Below are 15,490 nucleotides of genomic sequence, written 5' to 3'. Positions count from 1 at the left end.
TAAATATATATAATAAATTGAAAATAATATGACACAATTTACAAGCCTGATAAATCTGTGTAACGTCAATTACTGTAACATTTTATTTCATCAATTTTTACCGTTTGGCGTACATGAAAATTTTGATAAAAGGGGTTCCATTATGATTAATGAGCAAAGATTACTTAATACGTTTTTAGAACTTGTAAAAATCGATTCTGAGACAGGGAATGAATCAACAATCCAACCTATTTTAAAAGAAAAATTCATAGCATTAGGGTTAGATGTTAAAGAAGATGAAGCGGCTAAACATCCTAAATTAGGTGCCAATAATCTAGTGTGTACAATGAATAGTACTATCGAAGAAGGCGAAGTACCTAAATTATATTTGACGAGCCATATGGATACTGTTGTACCCGCAATTAATGTAAAGCCAATTGTAAAAGATGACGGCTACATATACTCTGATGGTACGACTATACTAGGTGCAGATGATAAAGCAGGATTAGCAGCGATGCTTGAAGTTTTGCAAGTGATAAAGGAACAACAAATCCCACATGGACAAATTCAATTTGTGATTACTGTTGGGGAAGAATCAGGTTTAATTGGTGCTAAAGAATTAAATTCAGAGTTGTTGGACGCGGACTTTGGTTATGCTATTGATGCAAGTGCTGATGTCGGTACTACGGTTGTAGGTGCACCGACGCAAATGTTAATTTCAGCTAAAATTTTTGGCAAAACGGCTCATGCAAGTACGCCAAAAGAGGGTGTTAGTGCTATTAATATTGCGGCGAAAGCAATTAGTCGAATGAAATTAGGACAAGTTGATGAAATAACTACTGCCAATATTGGTAAGTTTCATGGCGGTTCAGCTACGAATATTGTTGCAGATGAAGTCATTTTAGAAGCAGAGGCACGTTCTCACGATCCAGAAAGAATAAAAACACAAGTCAAACATATGACTGATGTGTTTGAAACTACTGCATCAGAATTAGGTGGGAAAGCAGTAGTTACAGTGGAGCAAAGTTATCCAGGATTTAAAATTAATGATAATGAAGCGGTAGTTAAAATTGCACAAGAAAGTGCTCGTAATTTAGGATTATCTGCAAATACAATTATTTCTGGTGGCGGTTCAGACGGCAGTATTATTAATACATTTGGTATTCCTTCAGTCATTTTAGGAGTGGGTTATGAAAAAATCCATACAACAAATGAGAGAATGCCGATTAAATCATTGAACTTGCTTGCAAGTCAAGTGTTAGAAATAATCAAAATAGTTGCGCGACAATCGAAATGATTTAGTGTAGTGTATGTCTATTTTGTGATACAATACTAATGAAAAATCAACAAGTGAGGTAAGTAATATGACACAACAAATTGGAGTTATTGGTTTAGCCGTTATGGGTAAAAACCTAGCTTGGAATATTGAATCACGCGGATATAGTGTATCTGTATTTAACCGCTCAAGTGAAAAAACTGATTTAATGGTTGAAGAATCAAAAGGGAAAAATATTCATCCAACGTACTCATTGGAAGAATTTGTTAATTCTTTAGAAAAACCACGTAAAATTTTATTAATGGTTCAAGCAGGTAAAGCTACGGATGCAACGATTGATAGTTTGTTACCTTTATTAGATGATGGAGATATTTTAATTGATGGTGGTAATACAAACTATCAAGATACTATCAGACGTAATAAAGCATTAGCACAAAGTGCAATCAACTTTATTGGTATGGGCGTTTCTGGTGGTGAAATTGGAGCGTTAACTGGTCCGTCATTAATGCCGGGTGGACAAGAAGAAGCTTATAACAAAGTTGCAGATATTCTTGATGCAATTGCTGCAAAGGCAAAAGACGGTGCTTCATGTGTTACTTATATTGGACCAAATGGTGCTGGACACTATGTGAAAATGGTACATAATGGTATTGAATATGCTGACATGCAATTAATTGCAGAAAGTTATGCTATGATGAAAGAATTATTAGGCATGTCTCATGAAGACATTGCTCAAACGTTCAAAGACTGGAATGCTGGTGAATTAGAAAGTTATTTAATTGAAATCACTGGTGATATTTTCATGAAATTAGATGAAAATAAAGAAGCATTAGTTGAAAAAATTCTTGATACTGCAGGTCAAAAAGGTACAGGAAAATGGACTTCAATTAACGCATTAGAATTAGGTATTCCATTAACAATCATTACTGAATCTGTATTTGCACGTTTTATCTCTTCAATCAAAGAAGAGCGCGTAAATGCTTCTAAAGAATTAAATGGTCCAAAAGCATCATTTGATGGTGACAAGAAAGACTTTTTAGAAAAAATTCGTAAAGCATTATATATGAGTAAAATTTGTTCTTATGCACAAGGTTTCGCGCAAATGCGTAAAGCAAGTGAAGATAATGAATGGAATTTAAAACTTGGTGATTTAGCTATGATTTGGAGAGAAGGTTGCATTATCCGTGCACAATTCTTACAAAAGATCAAAGATGCTTACGATAATAATCCAGGATTACAAAACTTATTGCTAGATCCTTACTTTAAAAACATCGTTACTGAATATCAAGATGCGTTACGTGATGTTGTCGCAACTGGTGTTCAAAATGGTGTACCAACACCTGGTTTCTCATCAAGTATTAATTACTATGATAGTTACCGTGCAGCTGATTTACCTGCAAACTTAATTCAAGCACAACGTGACTACTTCGGTGCTCATACGTACGAAAGAAAAGATAAAGAAGGCGTATTCCATACACAATGGATTGAAGAATAATATTGATTAAAGGATAGTTGAAAGATACTATCCTTTTTTATATCTTTTGATAAATATAAAAGAGAGTGTGATAGAGTAGCTACAACCTATAAAAAATTACACAAGCAATATCTATTACCTTAAAAGCATCCCGCCATATTTTTAAGCATTTTGTGAAGTAATAAAATATTTACTGTGTTATGATAGCATGTACTATAGAGAAATAGAGGTATTAACTTATGGAAAAGTTAAATCAAGTTATGTTATATGTTGATGATGTTGACAAAGCGAAAGCATTTTGGACAGAAACTTTAGAATTTGTTGTTGTAAGTGAAACACCGTTAGCTGAGGACTATGTTGCAGTTGAAGTATCACCTACGAAAGATGCTGAAACCTCATTGACGATTATGGCAAAAGAATTTATTGAAAAGTATAGCCCGGAAGTGAACCTAGGAACACCATCTTTAATGTTTAAAGAGAAAAACTTTGATGCATTATACTCAAAATTAAATGATTTAGGTTTAACTGGGCATGATATAGTAGAAATGAATGGTCAACGTGTATTTAATTTTCAAGATGGCCAAGGTAACTATTTTGCAGTTAGTGACTAAACAATCGATTTTAATATTTATACAAACCTATATATTGATTTTCGGATTGAATTTCAGTATGAAGGTTTTATTTTTATCGTTTTATGCAATCGTTTGCACAAATCTTTTGACTTTTTTAGAAAGTGTGACTAAACTGGTATTATACAGTGGTTGGAAGCGTTTTCCGATGCAGAAATTAACAGGAGGTGATTAAATGGTTACGATTAAAGATGTTGCACTAAAAGCCGGTGTTTCTCCTTCGACAGTTTCAAGAGTTATAAAAGGAAATCAACGTATTAGCGAAGCGACAATTTCAAAAGTGAAGAAAGTTATGGAAGAATTGAATTATTTTCCTAATACCGCTGCTAGAACTTTAATTACAAACCAAACATATAAAATTGGTTTAGTGTTAAAAGGGTCTGAGGAGCCTATTCGACTGAATCCATTCTACATCAATGTATTGCTAGGAATTTCTGAAACGTGTAACCAGCATGGCTATGGTACACAAACGACAGTCTCAAATAATATGAATGATTTAATGGATGAAGTTTATAAAATGATTAAACAACGAATGGTTGATGCGTTTATACTGCTTTATTCAAAAGAAAATGATCCAATTAAACAAATGTTAATTGATGAAAGCATGCCATTTATTGTGATTGGTAAGCCTACATCGGATATAGATCATCAATTTACACACATAGATAATGATAATATATTAGCTTCTGAAAATTTGACACGACATGTTATTGAACAAGGTGTAGATGAATTAATATTTATTACAGAAAAAGGCGATTTTGAAGTTTCGAAAGACAGGATTCAAGGATTTGAAACAGTTGCATCACAATTTAATCTGGATTATCAAATTATTGAGACTAGTAATGAAAGAGAAGTTATTTTTAATTACATGCAAAATCTACATACGCGTTTGAAGGACCCAAATATTAAACAGGCAATCATTTCGTTAGATGCTGTGTTACATTTAGCGATTTTAAGTGTCCTATATGAACTTAATATTGAAATTCCGAAAGATGTAATGACAGCAACGTTCAATGATTCTTATTTAACCGAAATTGCGTCACCACCTCAAACCAGTATTGACATCAAGCCTCGAATGTTAGGTCAACAGGCTGGTGCAGCAATTTTAAATATATTAAAAAATAAAGCACAGGATGTTATTGAACTCGTCATTATAGATACAGAATTAAAAATAAGAAAATCAACACAGCGATAGCAAAGGAGTTTTAAAATGAATAAGCAATGGTGGAAAGAAGCAGTAGCATATCAAGTATATCCAAGAAGTTTTAATGATAGTAATCACGATGGTATTGGGGATTTACCTGGAATGATTGATAAATTGGACTACTTAAAAGATTTAGGTATCGATGTCATTTGGCTCAGTCCAATGTTTAAATCACCTAATGATGACAATGGTTATGATATTAGTGACTACCAAGAGATTATGGATGAATTTGGAACGATGGAAGACTTTGATCGTTTATTAAAAGGTGTTCATGATAGAGGCATGAAGCTTATTTTAGATTTAGTTGTAAATCATACATCTGATGAACATCCTTGGTTTATAGAATCCAAATCTAGTAAAGACAATCCCAAACGTGATTGGTACATTTGGCAAGATCCAAAGCCAGATGGCTCTGAACCTAACAACTGGGAAAGTATATTTAATGGATCTACATGGGAATATGATGCTAATACTGAGCAATATTATTTCCATTTATTCAGTAAAAAACAACCTGATTTGAATTGGGGTAATCCGGAAGTTAGAGATGCTGTATTTGAAATGATGAACTGGTGGTTTGATAAAGGCATTGATGGATTTAGAGTAGATGCAATTACGCATATTAAGAAGACGTTTGAAGCGGGTGACTTACCTGTACCTGAGGGTAAAACATATGCCCCAGCATTTGATGTAGATATGAATCAGCCAGGTATACAAACTTGGTTACAAGAGATGAAAGATCGCTCATTAAGTAAGTATGACATTATGACTGTTGGTGAAGCGAATGGTGTAAGCCCTGATGATGCTGATGACTGGGTCGGGGAAGAAAATGGTAAATTTAATATGATATTCCAATTTGAACATTTGGGACTGTGGAATAGTGGTGATTCTCACTTTGATGTAAATTCGTATAAATCTGTATTAAATAGATGGCAAAAACAACTTGAAAATAAAGGTTGGAATGCGTTGTTTATTGAAAATCACGACCAACCACGACGTGTATCGACGTGGGGTGACGATGACAAGTATTGGTATGAATCAGCAACAAGTCATGCAGCTGTTTATTTCTTGCAACAAGGTACGCCATTCATTTATCAAGGTCAAGAAATTGGTATGACGAATTATCCATTTGAAAGTATTGAAACGTTTAACGATGTTGCTGTTAAAAATGACTATCAAATAGTGAAAGCTCAAGGTGGAGATGTAGACGCTTTACTTGCGAAATATAAAGATGAGAACCGAGATAATTCTCGCACACCAATGCAATGGGATGATACGTTAAATGGAGGATTTACAAATGGTGAACCGTGGTTCCCAGTGAATCCGAATTATAAAACTATCAATGTTGCACAACAATTAGAAGATGAGCATTCAGTATTACAATTTTATAAAGATTTAATTCAATTAAGAAAGTCTAATGATGTATACGTATATGGTCAATTTGATTTAGTAGATGCTGAAAATTCACAAGTTTTTGCGTACACGAGAACATTAAATGAAAAGCAAGTTCTTATTGTAGGTAATCTTACTAACCACGAAGCAGAATTAACTGTACCATTTGATTTAAGCCATGGAGAAGTAAAGCTATTTAATTATGATGCCAAAGTTAATTTAAAACAGTTACGTCCATATGAAGCATGTGTTATCGAACTAAATTAACATATTAATATGCCCCCTAATAGAATCTGAGGCCATTTGTAGACCTATAGATATATTAGGGGGCTTCTTTGTTTTTAATTTTTAATCTTCGTCATAAGGACTCTGTTTAACAGGAATCCAAAGCTGAATTTTAGTGAATGGGTCATTAAATGAAATATCGAGAGGGTACACTTCAACATATAAATCATTTCGTTCATATGGCAATGTTAACTGCAAACTTGATTCAATATAGTACCAAGCTTCATTAGTTGCATAATCAATTTCACCTTGTAAATTGAATTTCGCACAATGTTTGCCAGGTAAAAATCGACTTTCTAAGTGTGCAGGATAACGTTCACTTGGTACACCTACAAATATTTCTAAACCATTTTCAAGAGGACAACTAATAACAAATAGTTCAAATGGACTAACGTCATTATATCGTCGTAACTCTTTAATTTTACCATCAATGAGCAAGTCTTCTAAAAAATCCGGAACATTAAAAGGATGTGACAAATACTTAGTGTCTATAAATCGTGCATATCCAACCAATGAAATATCATCTGTCTCTTCTAATCTGTATGGATAGGGTGCTCTCTCAGTAGTTGATAATTTGATATATAATCGCTCTTGAATTTGTAATTCATCTTTTTTAGTAGAAGCTTGAATAGGTGATACGCCGTGAAAATCACTAAAATCATTTGCAAAATCATTTGAATTTGCATAGTGATATTTTTTAGCGATATCTACAAGTCGTGTAGCACCATTAATCACATCATTTGCAGCGAGTGTCATTTTACGCGCGCGTGCATAAGCTTCTGGAGATAAGCCGACAATCATTTTAAATGATTGATCAAGATGGTATGGCGAAAGACCAACGTAATCACTTAATTCTTGCAAATTGAAAGGCTCTAATAAACGATCTTCAATATAAACAATTGCCTGTTGTATTTGCTTGATAACGTCCAAAACTTTCACTCCAATTAATTCAATCATTTATTTTTATTCTACATTATTTCTATAAATTATACACCCATTTGTTCAATGATTATTAAAATAGTTTTGGGCATTGTAAAATATAATTTCATAATATAGTCTAGAAAAAAAGCGAATGATAGAACAATTGATTTACTTGATTCGTAATCAATCCTTGTCATTCGCTCATTTATTTTTGTTTAACATGTGCGTTTTAATTCAATTATTGAATATCGTCCCACCAATGGTTACCATCACGAGCAAGTAGTAAATCACTTTCTAATGGACCATTAGTACCTGATTCATAGTTAGGGAATTCTGGATCAACCATATTCCATTCATCTTGAATTGCATCAACAAATTTCCATGTTGATTTTAATTCTTCCCAGTGCGTGAAGTTAGTGGCATCCCCTTTAAGACAATCGAATAATAGATTTTCATATGCATCTACAGTATTCATTTTATCTTGAGCGCTCATTGAATAAGACAATTGAACAGGTTCAGTTTCGATACCTTGTGTATTTTTCTTAGCATTTAGATGTAAAGATACACCTTCATTAGGTTGGATATTGATTACTAATAGGTTTGAATCTAATAGTTTATCAGTTTCATAGTATAAGTTCATTGGTACTTCTTTAAATTCAACGACAACTTGAATTGTTTTAGATTTCATACGTTTACCAGTACGAATATAGAATGGTACACCAGCCCATCTAAAGTTATCAATTGTTAATTTACCTGAAACAAAGGTAGGTGTGTTAGAGTCATCTGCAACGCGATCTTCATCACGGTATGCTTTAACTTGTTTACCATCGATATAGCCTTCGCCATATTGACCACGAACAAAGTTCTTTTTAACATCTTCAGATTGGAAATGACGCAGTGATTTAAGTACTTTTACTTTCTCAGCACGGATATCTTCACTATTTAAACTAATAGGTGCTTCCATAGCTAATAATGCAACCATTTGTAACATGTGGTTTTGCACCATATCTTTTAGCGCGCCACTTGATTCATAATAACCACCACGATCTTCAACACCTAGTATTTCAGAAGATGTAACTTGGATGTTTGAAATATATTTGTTATTCCATAATGGTTCAAACATCGCATTCGCAAAACGTAATACCTCGATATTTTGAACCATGTCTTTTCCTAAATAGTGGTCAATACGATAAATTTCTTCTTCTTTAAATGATTTACGAATTTGATTGTTTAATGCTTCGGCTGATTTTAAATCACTACCGAATGGTTTTTCGATAACAAGGCGTTTAAATCCTTTTGTATCAGTAAGACCAGAAGATTTTAGATAATCAGAAATAACGCCAAAGAATTGTGGTGCCATTGCTAAATAGAATAGTCGATTACCTTTTAATTCAAATTGGCTATCTAATTCATTACTAAAATCTAGTAATTCTTGATAGCTTTCTTCATTACTAACATCATGTCTATGATAGAAGACATGTTCCATAAACGCGTCAATTTTGTTTGTATCTTTTACGTGCTTTTGAATTGATGATTTTACTTGATTACGGAAATCATCATTAGTAATGTCACGACGTCCAATACCGATGATGGCAATATGTTCATCTAAATTGTCTTGTTGGTAGAGATGGAATATTGATGGAAACAACTTACGATGGCTTAAGTCACCAGTTGCACCAAAGATTGTGATTAAACAAGGGATGTGTTTGTTTTTAGTACTCAAGATTAAAACCTCAATTCTTAATTAGATATATGATTTATTATTATAAGATAATCCATTCAGCAGGTCATTCAATATGCTCGACAGTATGCAGTGTCTTAAATGAAATATCGATTCATGTATCATGTTTAATGTGATACTTATTAATGATAAGTATAACGTAATTGTCAAAATTTATATAGTTATGTCTACGTTAAAGTTAGAAAAATTAACTAGCAAAGACGAATTTTTAACAGATTTTGATTCAAGTATAAATTAAAACTAAATTGATACAAATTTTATGATAAAATGAATTGAAGAAAAGGAGGGGCATATATGGAAGTTACATTTTTTGGAACGAGTGCAGGTTTGCCTACAAAAGAGAGAAATACACAAGCAATCGCCTTAAATTTAGAACCATATTCCAATTCCATATGGCTTTTCGACGTTGGTGAAGGTACACAGCACCAAATTTTACATCATGCAATCAAATTAGGAAAAGTGACACATATATTTATTACTCATATGCATGGCGATCATATTTTTGGTTTGCCAGGATTACTTTCTAGTCGTTCTTTTCAGGGCGGTGAACAAAAGCCGCTTACATTAGTTGGACCAAAAGGAATTAAAGCATATGTGGAAATGTCTATGAATTTATCAGAGTCACATTTAAACTATCCAATTACATATATTGAAATCGATGATCATCTAACATATCATCATGATGGTTTTACTGTAGAAGCGCATTTACTTAATCATGGTATTCCATCATATGGATATAGAGTAATGGCACCTGAAACTACAGGTACAATCAATGTTGAAGCGTTAAAAAACATTGGTCTTGAACCAGGTCCTAAATATCAAGAAGTAAAATCTCATGATACATTTGAACATAATGGTCAAGTTTATCAATCAAAAGATTTTAGAGGTGAGTCCAAACAGGGTCCAGTTGTAGCAATTTTTGGTGATACAAAACCATGTTCTAATGAACGTGTGATTTCTAGAGATGCTGATGTGATGGTACATGAAGCGACCTATATAGATGGTGAAAAGCATTTAGCCAACAATTATCATCATAGCCATATTGAAGACGTATTTGCATTGATAAAAGAAGCCAATGTTAAACGTACGTTGATTACACATTTGAGCAATCGCTATAATACAGAAGATATAAATGAAATTTATCAAACATTGATACAAAATGAAGATACACCTAATTTTAATTTTGTAAAAGATTTTGATAGTTTTAAAGTCTAATGACAAAGTAATAAACAATGCTTGCCAAATAGTAATAATTTATAAAAATAACCCGTCAAACACAATGCTTGCGATGATGCATACATGTGTTGGCGGGTTTGTTTTTATTGGTCTTCTACATTAGAAAGTTCAATACTGCGGTCGACGGCAGCATTTAGACAATCTTCGAAAATAGATACTAAATCATATTGTGACAATGTATCAAGGCCAGCTTGTGTCGTACCACCTTTAGAGGTAATATTTTTTCTTAATTGAGCCATGCTCAAATCTGAACGTTCAATCATCTTACTTGTACCTATAATAAGGTTGCGTATAGATTCTTCAACTTGTTCTTTTTCTAGACCAAGTTTCGTACCAGCTTTAACGTATTGCTCGAATACATGATATAAAAATGCTGGGCCGCTTCCGGTGATAGCTGTTACTTGATGTAAATGATCTTCTGAAACTTCAATTACAGAACCAAATGCTTTAACTAAATCGTTAATTTCATCTTTAGATTTAGGGTCAAAGTTGTTTGAAAAACTAATGCCAGTAACAGAGTGTCCGACTTGCGCATTTGTGTTTGGCATAATTCTAGCAACTGGATTTTGGCATTCTAATTGTTGTTTAATATAATCAATCGGAATACCTGCCATAATTGAAATGAAGCAATTGTCTTTTGTAATATGTGGTTTGATGCGTGTTGCTAGAGCATCAAAGTCATGTGGTTTGGTACCTAAAAATACATAATCTGCATCTTTTAATAATGTCGCATCATCATAACTATAGTTAACACCTAGTTTTTCAGCGAATGCTTTTAAAGCTTGTTCATTAGATTTATTTGTTAAATATATATCATTGGCATCTAAGTTGCTTGAGTTAATAATTCCTGTAAATATAGCTTGTGCCATATTACCAGCTCCATAAAATACGAGTTTCATTAACGTCACATCCCTTTAGTTTTTGATTTGTATGTTATATTTTCTTATTATTGTATATATATTAGGAAAGATAATCAACTTGTCTCAATTATACAGAGACGATAAATTGCATTCTATATAATTGAAAAGGAAGGTTAATTGATGAAAGGACAACATTTTATAGTGACTGGTGGTACGAGTGGTTTAGGTTTATCGATTGTCCGAAAGTTACTAGAAAATAAAGTGCATGTAACGTTGTTGGTGCGTGATGTTGATAAAGCAACTAGAATCTTTGAACAAGAATTGGGGAAAACTATAAATGTTATTCCTTGTGACTTAAATGATTTGAAGTCGATACAGGCACTGCAATTTGAAGACAATACATCATTCGATGGATTCATTTATAGTGCAGGTTTAGGTTATTTCAAATCTATTTCAGACCATAGTTTTTCAGAAATGATTGAAACGTATCAGCTTAATTTAATTAGTTTTAATGTTTTATATACTGTGTTGAGACCATATTTAACATCTAACGCACATATTGTAGGTATTTCAAGTCAAGCTGCATTTTCCACACAAGCAAATGCTGCACATTATGGGGCATCGAAAGCAGGGTTTTATGCATTAATGAATGCTTTAAGACTAGAGTCACCAAACTTACATATCATGACAGTTAATGTTGGCCCGATTGATACACCTTTTCATCAAAAAGCCGACCCATCAATGAAGTATGCTAAAAAGATGGGGGAAATTATGCTTGATGCTAATCAGCTTGCAGAAGATATCATTTATGGCATTAAAACAAAACAATTGGAAATTAATCGGCCTAAATGGATGCATCATGCGTTGAAAATGTATCAAATTGCGCCTAGATTTTTTGAACGATGTTTCCCTAAATTATTTAAAAATAAAGCATAAATAGGTGGGATGGCAATGAACTGTCAATCGGAGAGTGTGGTAAGACTTTGTGTACGATATGCGGAACAACTATCAGTATTTGAAGAATTTACAGTGCTGGATATTTTAGGCGATATTTCTGTAGACCAAATTTCAGACGGTACATTATATTATACTTGTGAAAAATTCAAACTACTTGTGTTGCAAGGAAATGTGTTGGGTGTACAAATAATAACTAATAATGATGAATCAACATGCGAAGTGAAATATAGAAAGATGTTTTAATAAAATTATTAAGAGATGAAGTGGCAGAAGTTTGCTTAAGGCAATGCCGCAAGGCGAAATTACTAAATACTGATGCGTGAGGACAACGCTTTAATTTCTATCATAAGTGAGTAATCATAATCATAAATTATAGCGAATTGTACATAAACAACAGCAGTAAGGCATTTTTATAATGAAACGCCTCATGCTGCTGTTTTTATTACTGAAAATGACTTCTACACTAAATGATTGGTATATTCCAAATCCTTTACACGAGCTCTTGCTGTTTTAATCTGATCTAAACTAACTTTAGTATGATAGTTTTCAATATTTTCTTTTAATTGGTCGACGCTACTTGCACCTACAATGATGGAACCAAGCACGTCATGTGATGTTAAATAACTAAATGTCAATGCAGATAAATTACTTTCAATTTCTTTAATAGAGGCTATTGTTTCACCCAATTCATCATGAGAATAATCAAAAATACCATCTTTAAATTTATTGTCGAGCACATTAACACTGTTTGAAGTTAATAATCCTTTAGACACAGGTCCTCTTGCCAATACTTTAACATCATTGTTGTGAATTGCATCTAATAATGATTCTGGACGATTATCAATCAAATTGAATTGAGACATTATCGTTTCGATTTGACTATGTTTTAAATAATAATCAATTACATTTGGGCGAATAGAAGAAATACCGTAAGCACGTATAATTCCTTCTTGTTTCAATTCATCAAATGCGCTTATTGTTTCGTCTAATGGGTCATCAATGGTTCCGCCATGAAGTTGATATAAATCGATATGATCGATACCTAAACGTTTTAGTGAACCTTTAACTGCCTCTTTAATATAGGATTTACTCGGATCCCATGTTGTACTGCCATCTTTTGTTAAACGATTGCCTACTTTTGTACCAATGAAAATATCATCGCGTTGTTGATATTTAAGAAGTGCCTTACCAACAACTGATTCATTTATACCTTTATCGTACATATCTGCTGTATCAAAATAAGTGATACCATTTTCAACAGCACAATCTATAATTTGTTCGGCTTTTTTTAAATCTGTACCTAAACTCATGCAACCTAGACCTAATTCAGATAATGAAATACCACTTTTTAATATATTTTTTTGCATGTCTGTTCTCCTTTCGATACACTTTAGCTAACAAGCATAGTGTATCAATATATAATGTGAATTTAAAGGAACGTGATTATAATGGATTTAAATGAAAAAACAATTGATCGAACAGTTATTTATAATGGCAAAATTGTAGATGTAGAAATTCATACAGTGACATTACCAAACGGTGAAACGTCAACAAGAGAATTAGTTTATCATAATGGTGCAGTTGCTGTTTGTGCAGTGACACCTAAAAAAGAAGTCGTATTAGTGAAACAGTATCGTAAACCAGTAGAAAAACCATTGCTAGAAATTCCAGCTGGTAAATTAGAAGATGATGAAGATAGAGTCGAAGCGGCAAAGCGTGAATTAGAAGAAGAAACAGGATATATTGCCAAAGAGTTAACACATGTTGTAGATATGTATGGTTCACCAGGTTTTTGCGATGAACAATTATCAATATATTTTACGGATAATTTAGAAGAAGGTACAGTTCACTTAGATGAAGATGAATTTGTCGAAGTCATTAAAGTTCCGATTGAGAATGTTAAATCGATGCTAATGAATAAAGAAATAGAAGATGCGAAGACTATCATTGCATTGCAACACCTATTATTAAATTATAATCATTCTAAATAACAAATGAGAAAAGCTTGCATTTTATTGAGAAAACTGTTAGTTTTAATTGTGAAGTTTGAAATAATTTGTAATGATTTTAATTATTAGTAGGGGAGTGGACATCGTTGGAAGAACGATTAAATCGCGTTAAGCAACAATTACAACAATCATCATATAAGCTAACGCCACAACGCGAAGCTACTGTTAGAGTTCTAATTGAAAATGAAAAAGATCATCTAAGTGCTGAAGACGTATATCTGAAAGTAAAAGACAAAGCGCCTGAAATTGGCTTGGCGACAGTATACAGAACGTTAGAGTTGTTAGCTGAACTAAAAGTTGTCGACAAAATTAACTTTGGTGATGGCGTCGCTCGTTTTGATTTAAGAAAAGAAGGCGCAAAACATTTCCACCATCATTTAGTATGTATGGAATGTGGTCGTGTAGATGAAATCGATGAAGATTTGTTACCAGAAGTTGAAAATCGAGTTGAAAATGAGTTCAATTTTAAAATTTTAGATCATCGTTTAACTTTCCATGGTGTGTGTGAAACGTGCCAAGCTAAAGGTAAAGGATAGTAAATTGCGTAGGTTAAATTAACCTTCGCTTTTTTTAGAGGTGTGGTTATGGAAACAATTATTGAAGAATATTTGCGTTTTATACAAATTGAAAAAGGACTAAGTTCTAACACAATTGGTGCTTATAGACGTGATTTGAAAAAGTATCAAGATTATATGACTGAACATCATATCTCGCATATTGATTTTATAGATCGACAATTAATTCAAGAGTGTTTGGGGCATTTAATAGACCAAGGGCAATCTGCTAAATCTATTGCGCGATTTATTTCAACAATCCGTAGTTTTCATCAATTTGCTATAAGAGAAAAATATGCGGCGAAAGATCCAACGGTATTATTAGATTCACCAAAATATGACAAAAAATTGCCTGACGTTTTAAATGTTGACGAAGTGTTGGCTTTATTAGAAACGCCGGATCTAAATAAAATTAATGGTTATCGTGATCGTACGATGTTAGAACTTCTGTACGCAACGGGAATGCGTGTATCTGAATTGATACATTTAGAGTTAGAAAACGTGAACTTAATAATGGGATTTGTACGCGTATTTGGTAAAGGCGATAAAGAAAGAATTGTACCATTAGGCGACGCAGTCATTGAGTACTTAACTACTTATATTGAAACGATTAGACCGCAACTTTTAAAAAAGACTGTTACCGAAGTCTTATTTTTAAATATGCATGGTAAACCTTTATCACGACAAGCAATATGGAAAATGATTAAACAAAATGGTGTAAAGGCAAACATTAAAAAGACGTTAACGCCACATACGTTACGCCACTCTTTTGCGACACATTTATTGGAAAATGGCGCAGATTTAAGAGCAGTGCAAGAGATGTTAGGTCACTCTGACATATCTACTACGCAACTCTATACACATGTTTCAAAATCTCAAATTAGAAAAATGTATAACCAATTTCATCCTAGAGCATAAAGTGAACCATAACTCAAAAGTCACAATACACATGACTAAAAATGTCTGTGCTATTGTG

The 15,490-nt window shown here is 33.0% G+C and carries 16 protein-coding genes; 12 read left to right on the top strand and 4 right to left on the bottom strand.

Annotation, left to right across the window (positions count from 1 at the left end):
- Window positions 1–142: 142 nt before the first annotated feature.
- The 6 genes from KI230_RS07560 to KI230_RS07535 all read left to right on the top strand — a co-directional run bounded on the left by KI230_RS07560 (window position 143) and on the right by KI230_RS07535 (window position 6,218).
- Window positions 143–1,276: a tripeptidase T gene (locus tag KI230_RS07560; protein WP_000606680.1), complete on the top strand. Its 1,134-nt coding sequence runs from the start codon at window positions 143–145 to the stop codon at window positions 1,274–1,276.
- Window positions 1,277–1,343: 67 nt separating this feature from the next.
- Window positions 1,344–2,750 carry an NADP-dependent phosphogluconate dehydrogenase gene (gene gnd / locus KI230_RS07555; protein WP_000193707.1) on the top strand — a complete coding sequence of 469 codons (1,407 nt, stop codon included), beginning with the start codon at window positions 1,344–1,346 and terminating at the stop codon, window positions 2,748–2,750.
- 218 nt (window positions 2,751–2,968) lie between these two features.
- A complete protein-coding gene (locus KI230_RS07550; protein ID WP_000413427.1) occupies window positions 2,969–3,340 on the top strand; it encodes a VOC family protein in 372 nt (123 codons plus the stop codon).
- Window positions 3,279–3,533, top strand: coding sequence for a hypothetical protein (locus KI230_RS07545; protein ID WP_001837949.1), 255 nt, complete (start codon window positions 3,279–3,281; stop codon window positions 3,531–3,533). Before KI230_RS07550 ends, KI230_RS07545 begins: the two co-directional genes overlap by 62 nt.
- Window positions 3,534–4,553 carry a LacI family DNA-binding transcriptional regulator gene (locus KI230_RS07540; RefSeq protein ID WP_000256336.1) on the top strand — a complete coding sequence of 340 codons (1,020 nt, stop codon included), beginning with the start codon at window positions 3,534–3,536 and terminating at the stop codon, window positions 4,551–4,553. It abuts the gene before it with no gap.
- Window positions 4,554–4,568: 15 nt separating this feature from the next.
- Window positions 4,569–6,218, top strand: a complete 1,650-nt coding sequence (locus KI230_RS07535; protein ID WP_001041928.1) for a glycoside hydrolase family 13 protein — start codon at window positions 4,569–4,571, stop codon at window positions 6,216–6,218.
- Between the two features lie 81 nt (window positions 6,219–6,299).
- Here the strand turns inward: KI230_RS07535 and KI230_RS07530 are convergent, their stop codons facing one another.
- Complete coding sequence (locus KI230_RS07530; protein ID WP_000382585.1) at window positions 6,300–7,166, bottom strand: AraC family transcriptional regulator; 867 nt, start codon at window positions 7,164–7,166, stop codon at window positions 6,300–6,302.
- Between the two features lie 229 nt (window positions 7,167–7,395).
- Window positions 7,396–8,880: a glucose-6-phosphate dehydrogenase gene (gene zwf / locus KI230_RS07525; RefSeq protein ID WP_000105070.1), complete on the bottom strand. Its 1,485-nt coding sequence runs from the start codon at window positions 8,878–8,880 to the stop codon at window positions 7,396–7,398.
- 312 nt (window positions 8,881–9,192) lie between these two features.
- Between zwf and rnz the strand changes: the two genes are divergently transcribed.
- A complete protein-coding gene (rnz, locus tag KI230_RS07520; RefSeq protein WP_000454065.1) occupies window positions 9,193–10,113 on the top strand; it encodes a ribonuclease Z in 921 nt (306 codons plus the stop codon).
- A gap of 104 nt (window positions 10,114–10,217) precedes the next feature.
- Here the strand turns inward: rnz and proC are convergent, their stop codons facing one another.
- Window positions 10,218–11,033, bottom strand: coding sequence for a pyrroline-5-carboxylate reductase (gene proC / locus KI230_RS07515; protein WP_000779749.1), 816 nt, complete (start codon window positions 11,031–11,033; stop codon window positions 10,218–10,220).
- A gap of 141 nt (window positions 11,034–11,174) precedes the next feature.
- Between proC and KI230_RS07510 the strand changes: the two genes are divergently transcribed.
- Both KI230_RS07510 and KI230_RS07505 read left to right on the top strand, forming a co-directional pair.
- Complete coding sequence (locus tag KI230_RS07510; RefSeq protein ID WP_000678232.1) at window positions 11,175–11,930, top strand: SDR family NAD(P)-dependent oxidoreductase; 756 nt, start codon at window positions 11,175–11,177, stop codon at window positions 11,928–11,930.
- 15 nt (window positions 11,931–11,945) lie between these two features.
- Window positions 11,946–12,194, top strand: a complete 249-nt coding sequence (locus tag KI230_RS07505; RefSeq protein WP_000995800.1) for a hypothetical protein — start codon at window positions 11,946–11,948, stop codon at window positions 12,192–12,194.
- A gap of 215 nt (window positions 12,195–12,409) precedes the next feature.
- Here the strand turns inward: KI230_RS07505 and KI230_RS07500 are convergent, their stop codons facing one another.
- A complete protein-coding gene (locus KI230_RS07500) occupies window positions 12,410–13,318 on the bottom strand; it encodes an aldo/keto reductase (RefSeq protein WP_001171351.1) in 909 nt (302 codons plus the stop codon).
- A gap of 81 nt (window positions 13,319–13,399) precedes the next feature.
- On the opposite strand from KI230_RS07500, the gene KI230_RS07495 reads away from it, so the two are divergent.
- The 3 genes from KI230_RS07495 to xerD all read left to right on the top strand — a co-directional run bounded on the left by KI230_RS07495 (window position 13,400) and on the right by xerD (window position 15,432).
- Window positions 13,400–13,942: an NUDIX hydrolase gene (locus tag KI230_RS07495; RefSeq protein ID WP_000365246.1), complete on the top strand. Its 543-nt coding sequence runs from the start codon at window positions 13,400–13,402 to the stop codon at window positions 13,940–13,942.
- Between the two features lie 104 nt (window positions 13,943–14,046).
- Window positions 14,047–14,496, top strand: coding sequence for a ferric iron uptake transcriptional regulator (gene fur, locus KI230_RS07490; protein ID WP_000392691.1), 450 nt, complete (start codon window positions 14,047–14,049; stop codon window positions 14,494–14,496).
- A gap of 48 nt (window positions 14,497–14,544) precedes the next feature.
- Window positions 14,545–15,432, top strand: coding sequence for a site-specific tyrosine recombinase XerD (gene xerD / locus KI230_RS07485; protein ID WP_000447733.1), 888 nt, complete (start codon window positions 14,545–14,547; stop codon window positions 15,430–15,432).
- The last annotated feature ends 58 nt before the right edge of the window (window positions 15,433–15,490 follow it).

The sequence above is a fragment of the Staphylococcus sp. MZ3 genome (genome assembly GCF_018622755.1).
Lineage (GTDB): Bacteria > Bacillota > Bacilli > Staphylococcales > Staphylococcaceae > Staphylococcus > Staphylococcus aureus.
Note: the sequence above shows the minus strand (reverse complement) of the source record. Positions and strands in the feature narration are given on the sequence as shown.

Coding starts and splice junctions, on each gene's coding strand:
- KI230_RS07560 (WP_000606680.1), top strand. CDS start 143: ATGATTAATGAGCAAAGATTACTTAATACGTTTTTAGAACTTGTAAAA.
- gnd (WP_000193707.1), top strand. CDS start 1,344: ATGACACAACAAATTGGAGTTATTGGTTTAGCCGTTATGGGTAAAAAC.
- KI230_RS07550 (WP_000413427.1), top strand. CDS start 2,969: ATGGAAAAGTTAAATCAAGTTATGTTATATGTTGATGATGTTGACAAA.
- KI230_RS07545 (WP_001837949.1), top strand. CDS start 3,279: ATGGTCAACGTGTATTTAATTTTCAAGATGGCCAAGGTAACTATTTTG.
- KI230_RS07540 (WP_000256336.1), top strand. CDS start 3,534: ATGGTTACGATTAAAGATGTTGCACTAAAAGCCGGTGTTTCTCCTTCG.
- KI230_RS07535 (WP_001041928.1), top strand. CDS start 4,569: ATGAATAAGCAATGGTGGAAAGAAGCAGTAGCATATCAAGTATATCCA.
- rnz (WP_000454065.1), top strand. CDS start 9,193: ATGGAAGTTACATTTTTTGGAACGAGTGCAGGTTTGCCTACAAAAGAG.
- proC (WP_000779749.1), bottom strand. CDS start 11,033: ATGAAACTCGTATTTTATGGAGCTGGTAATATGGCACAAGCTATATTT.
- KI230_RS07510 (WP_000678232.1), top strand. CDS start 11,175: ATGAAAGGACAACATTTTATAGTGACTGGTGGTACGAGTGGTTTAGGT.
- KI230_RS07505 (WP_000995800.1), top strand. CDS start 11,946: ATGAACTGTCAATCGGAGAGTGTGGTAAGACTTTGTGTACGATATGCG.
- KI230_RS07500 (WP_001171351.1), bottom strand. CDS start 13,318: ATGCAAAAAAATATATTAAAAAGTGGTATTTCATTATCTGAATTAGGT.
- KI230_RS07495 (WP_000365246.1), top strand. CDS start 13,400: ATGGATTTAAATGAAAAAACAATTGATCGAACAGTTATTTATAATGGC.
- xerD (WP_000447733.1), top strand. CDS start 14,545: ATGGAAACAATTATTGAAGAATATTTGCGTTTTATACAAATTGAAAAA.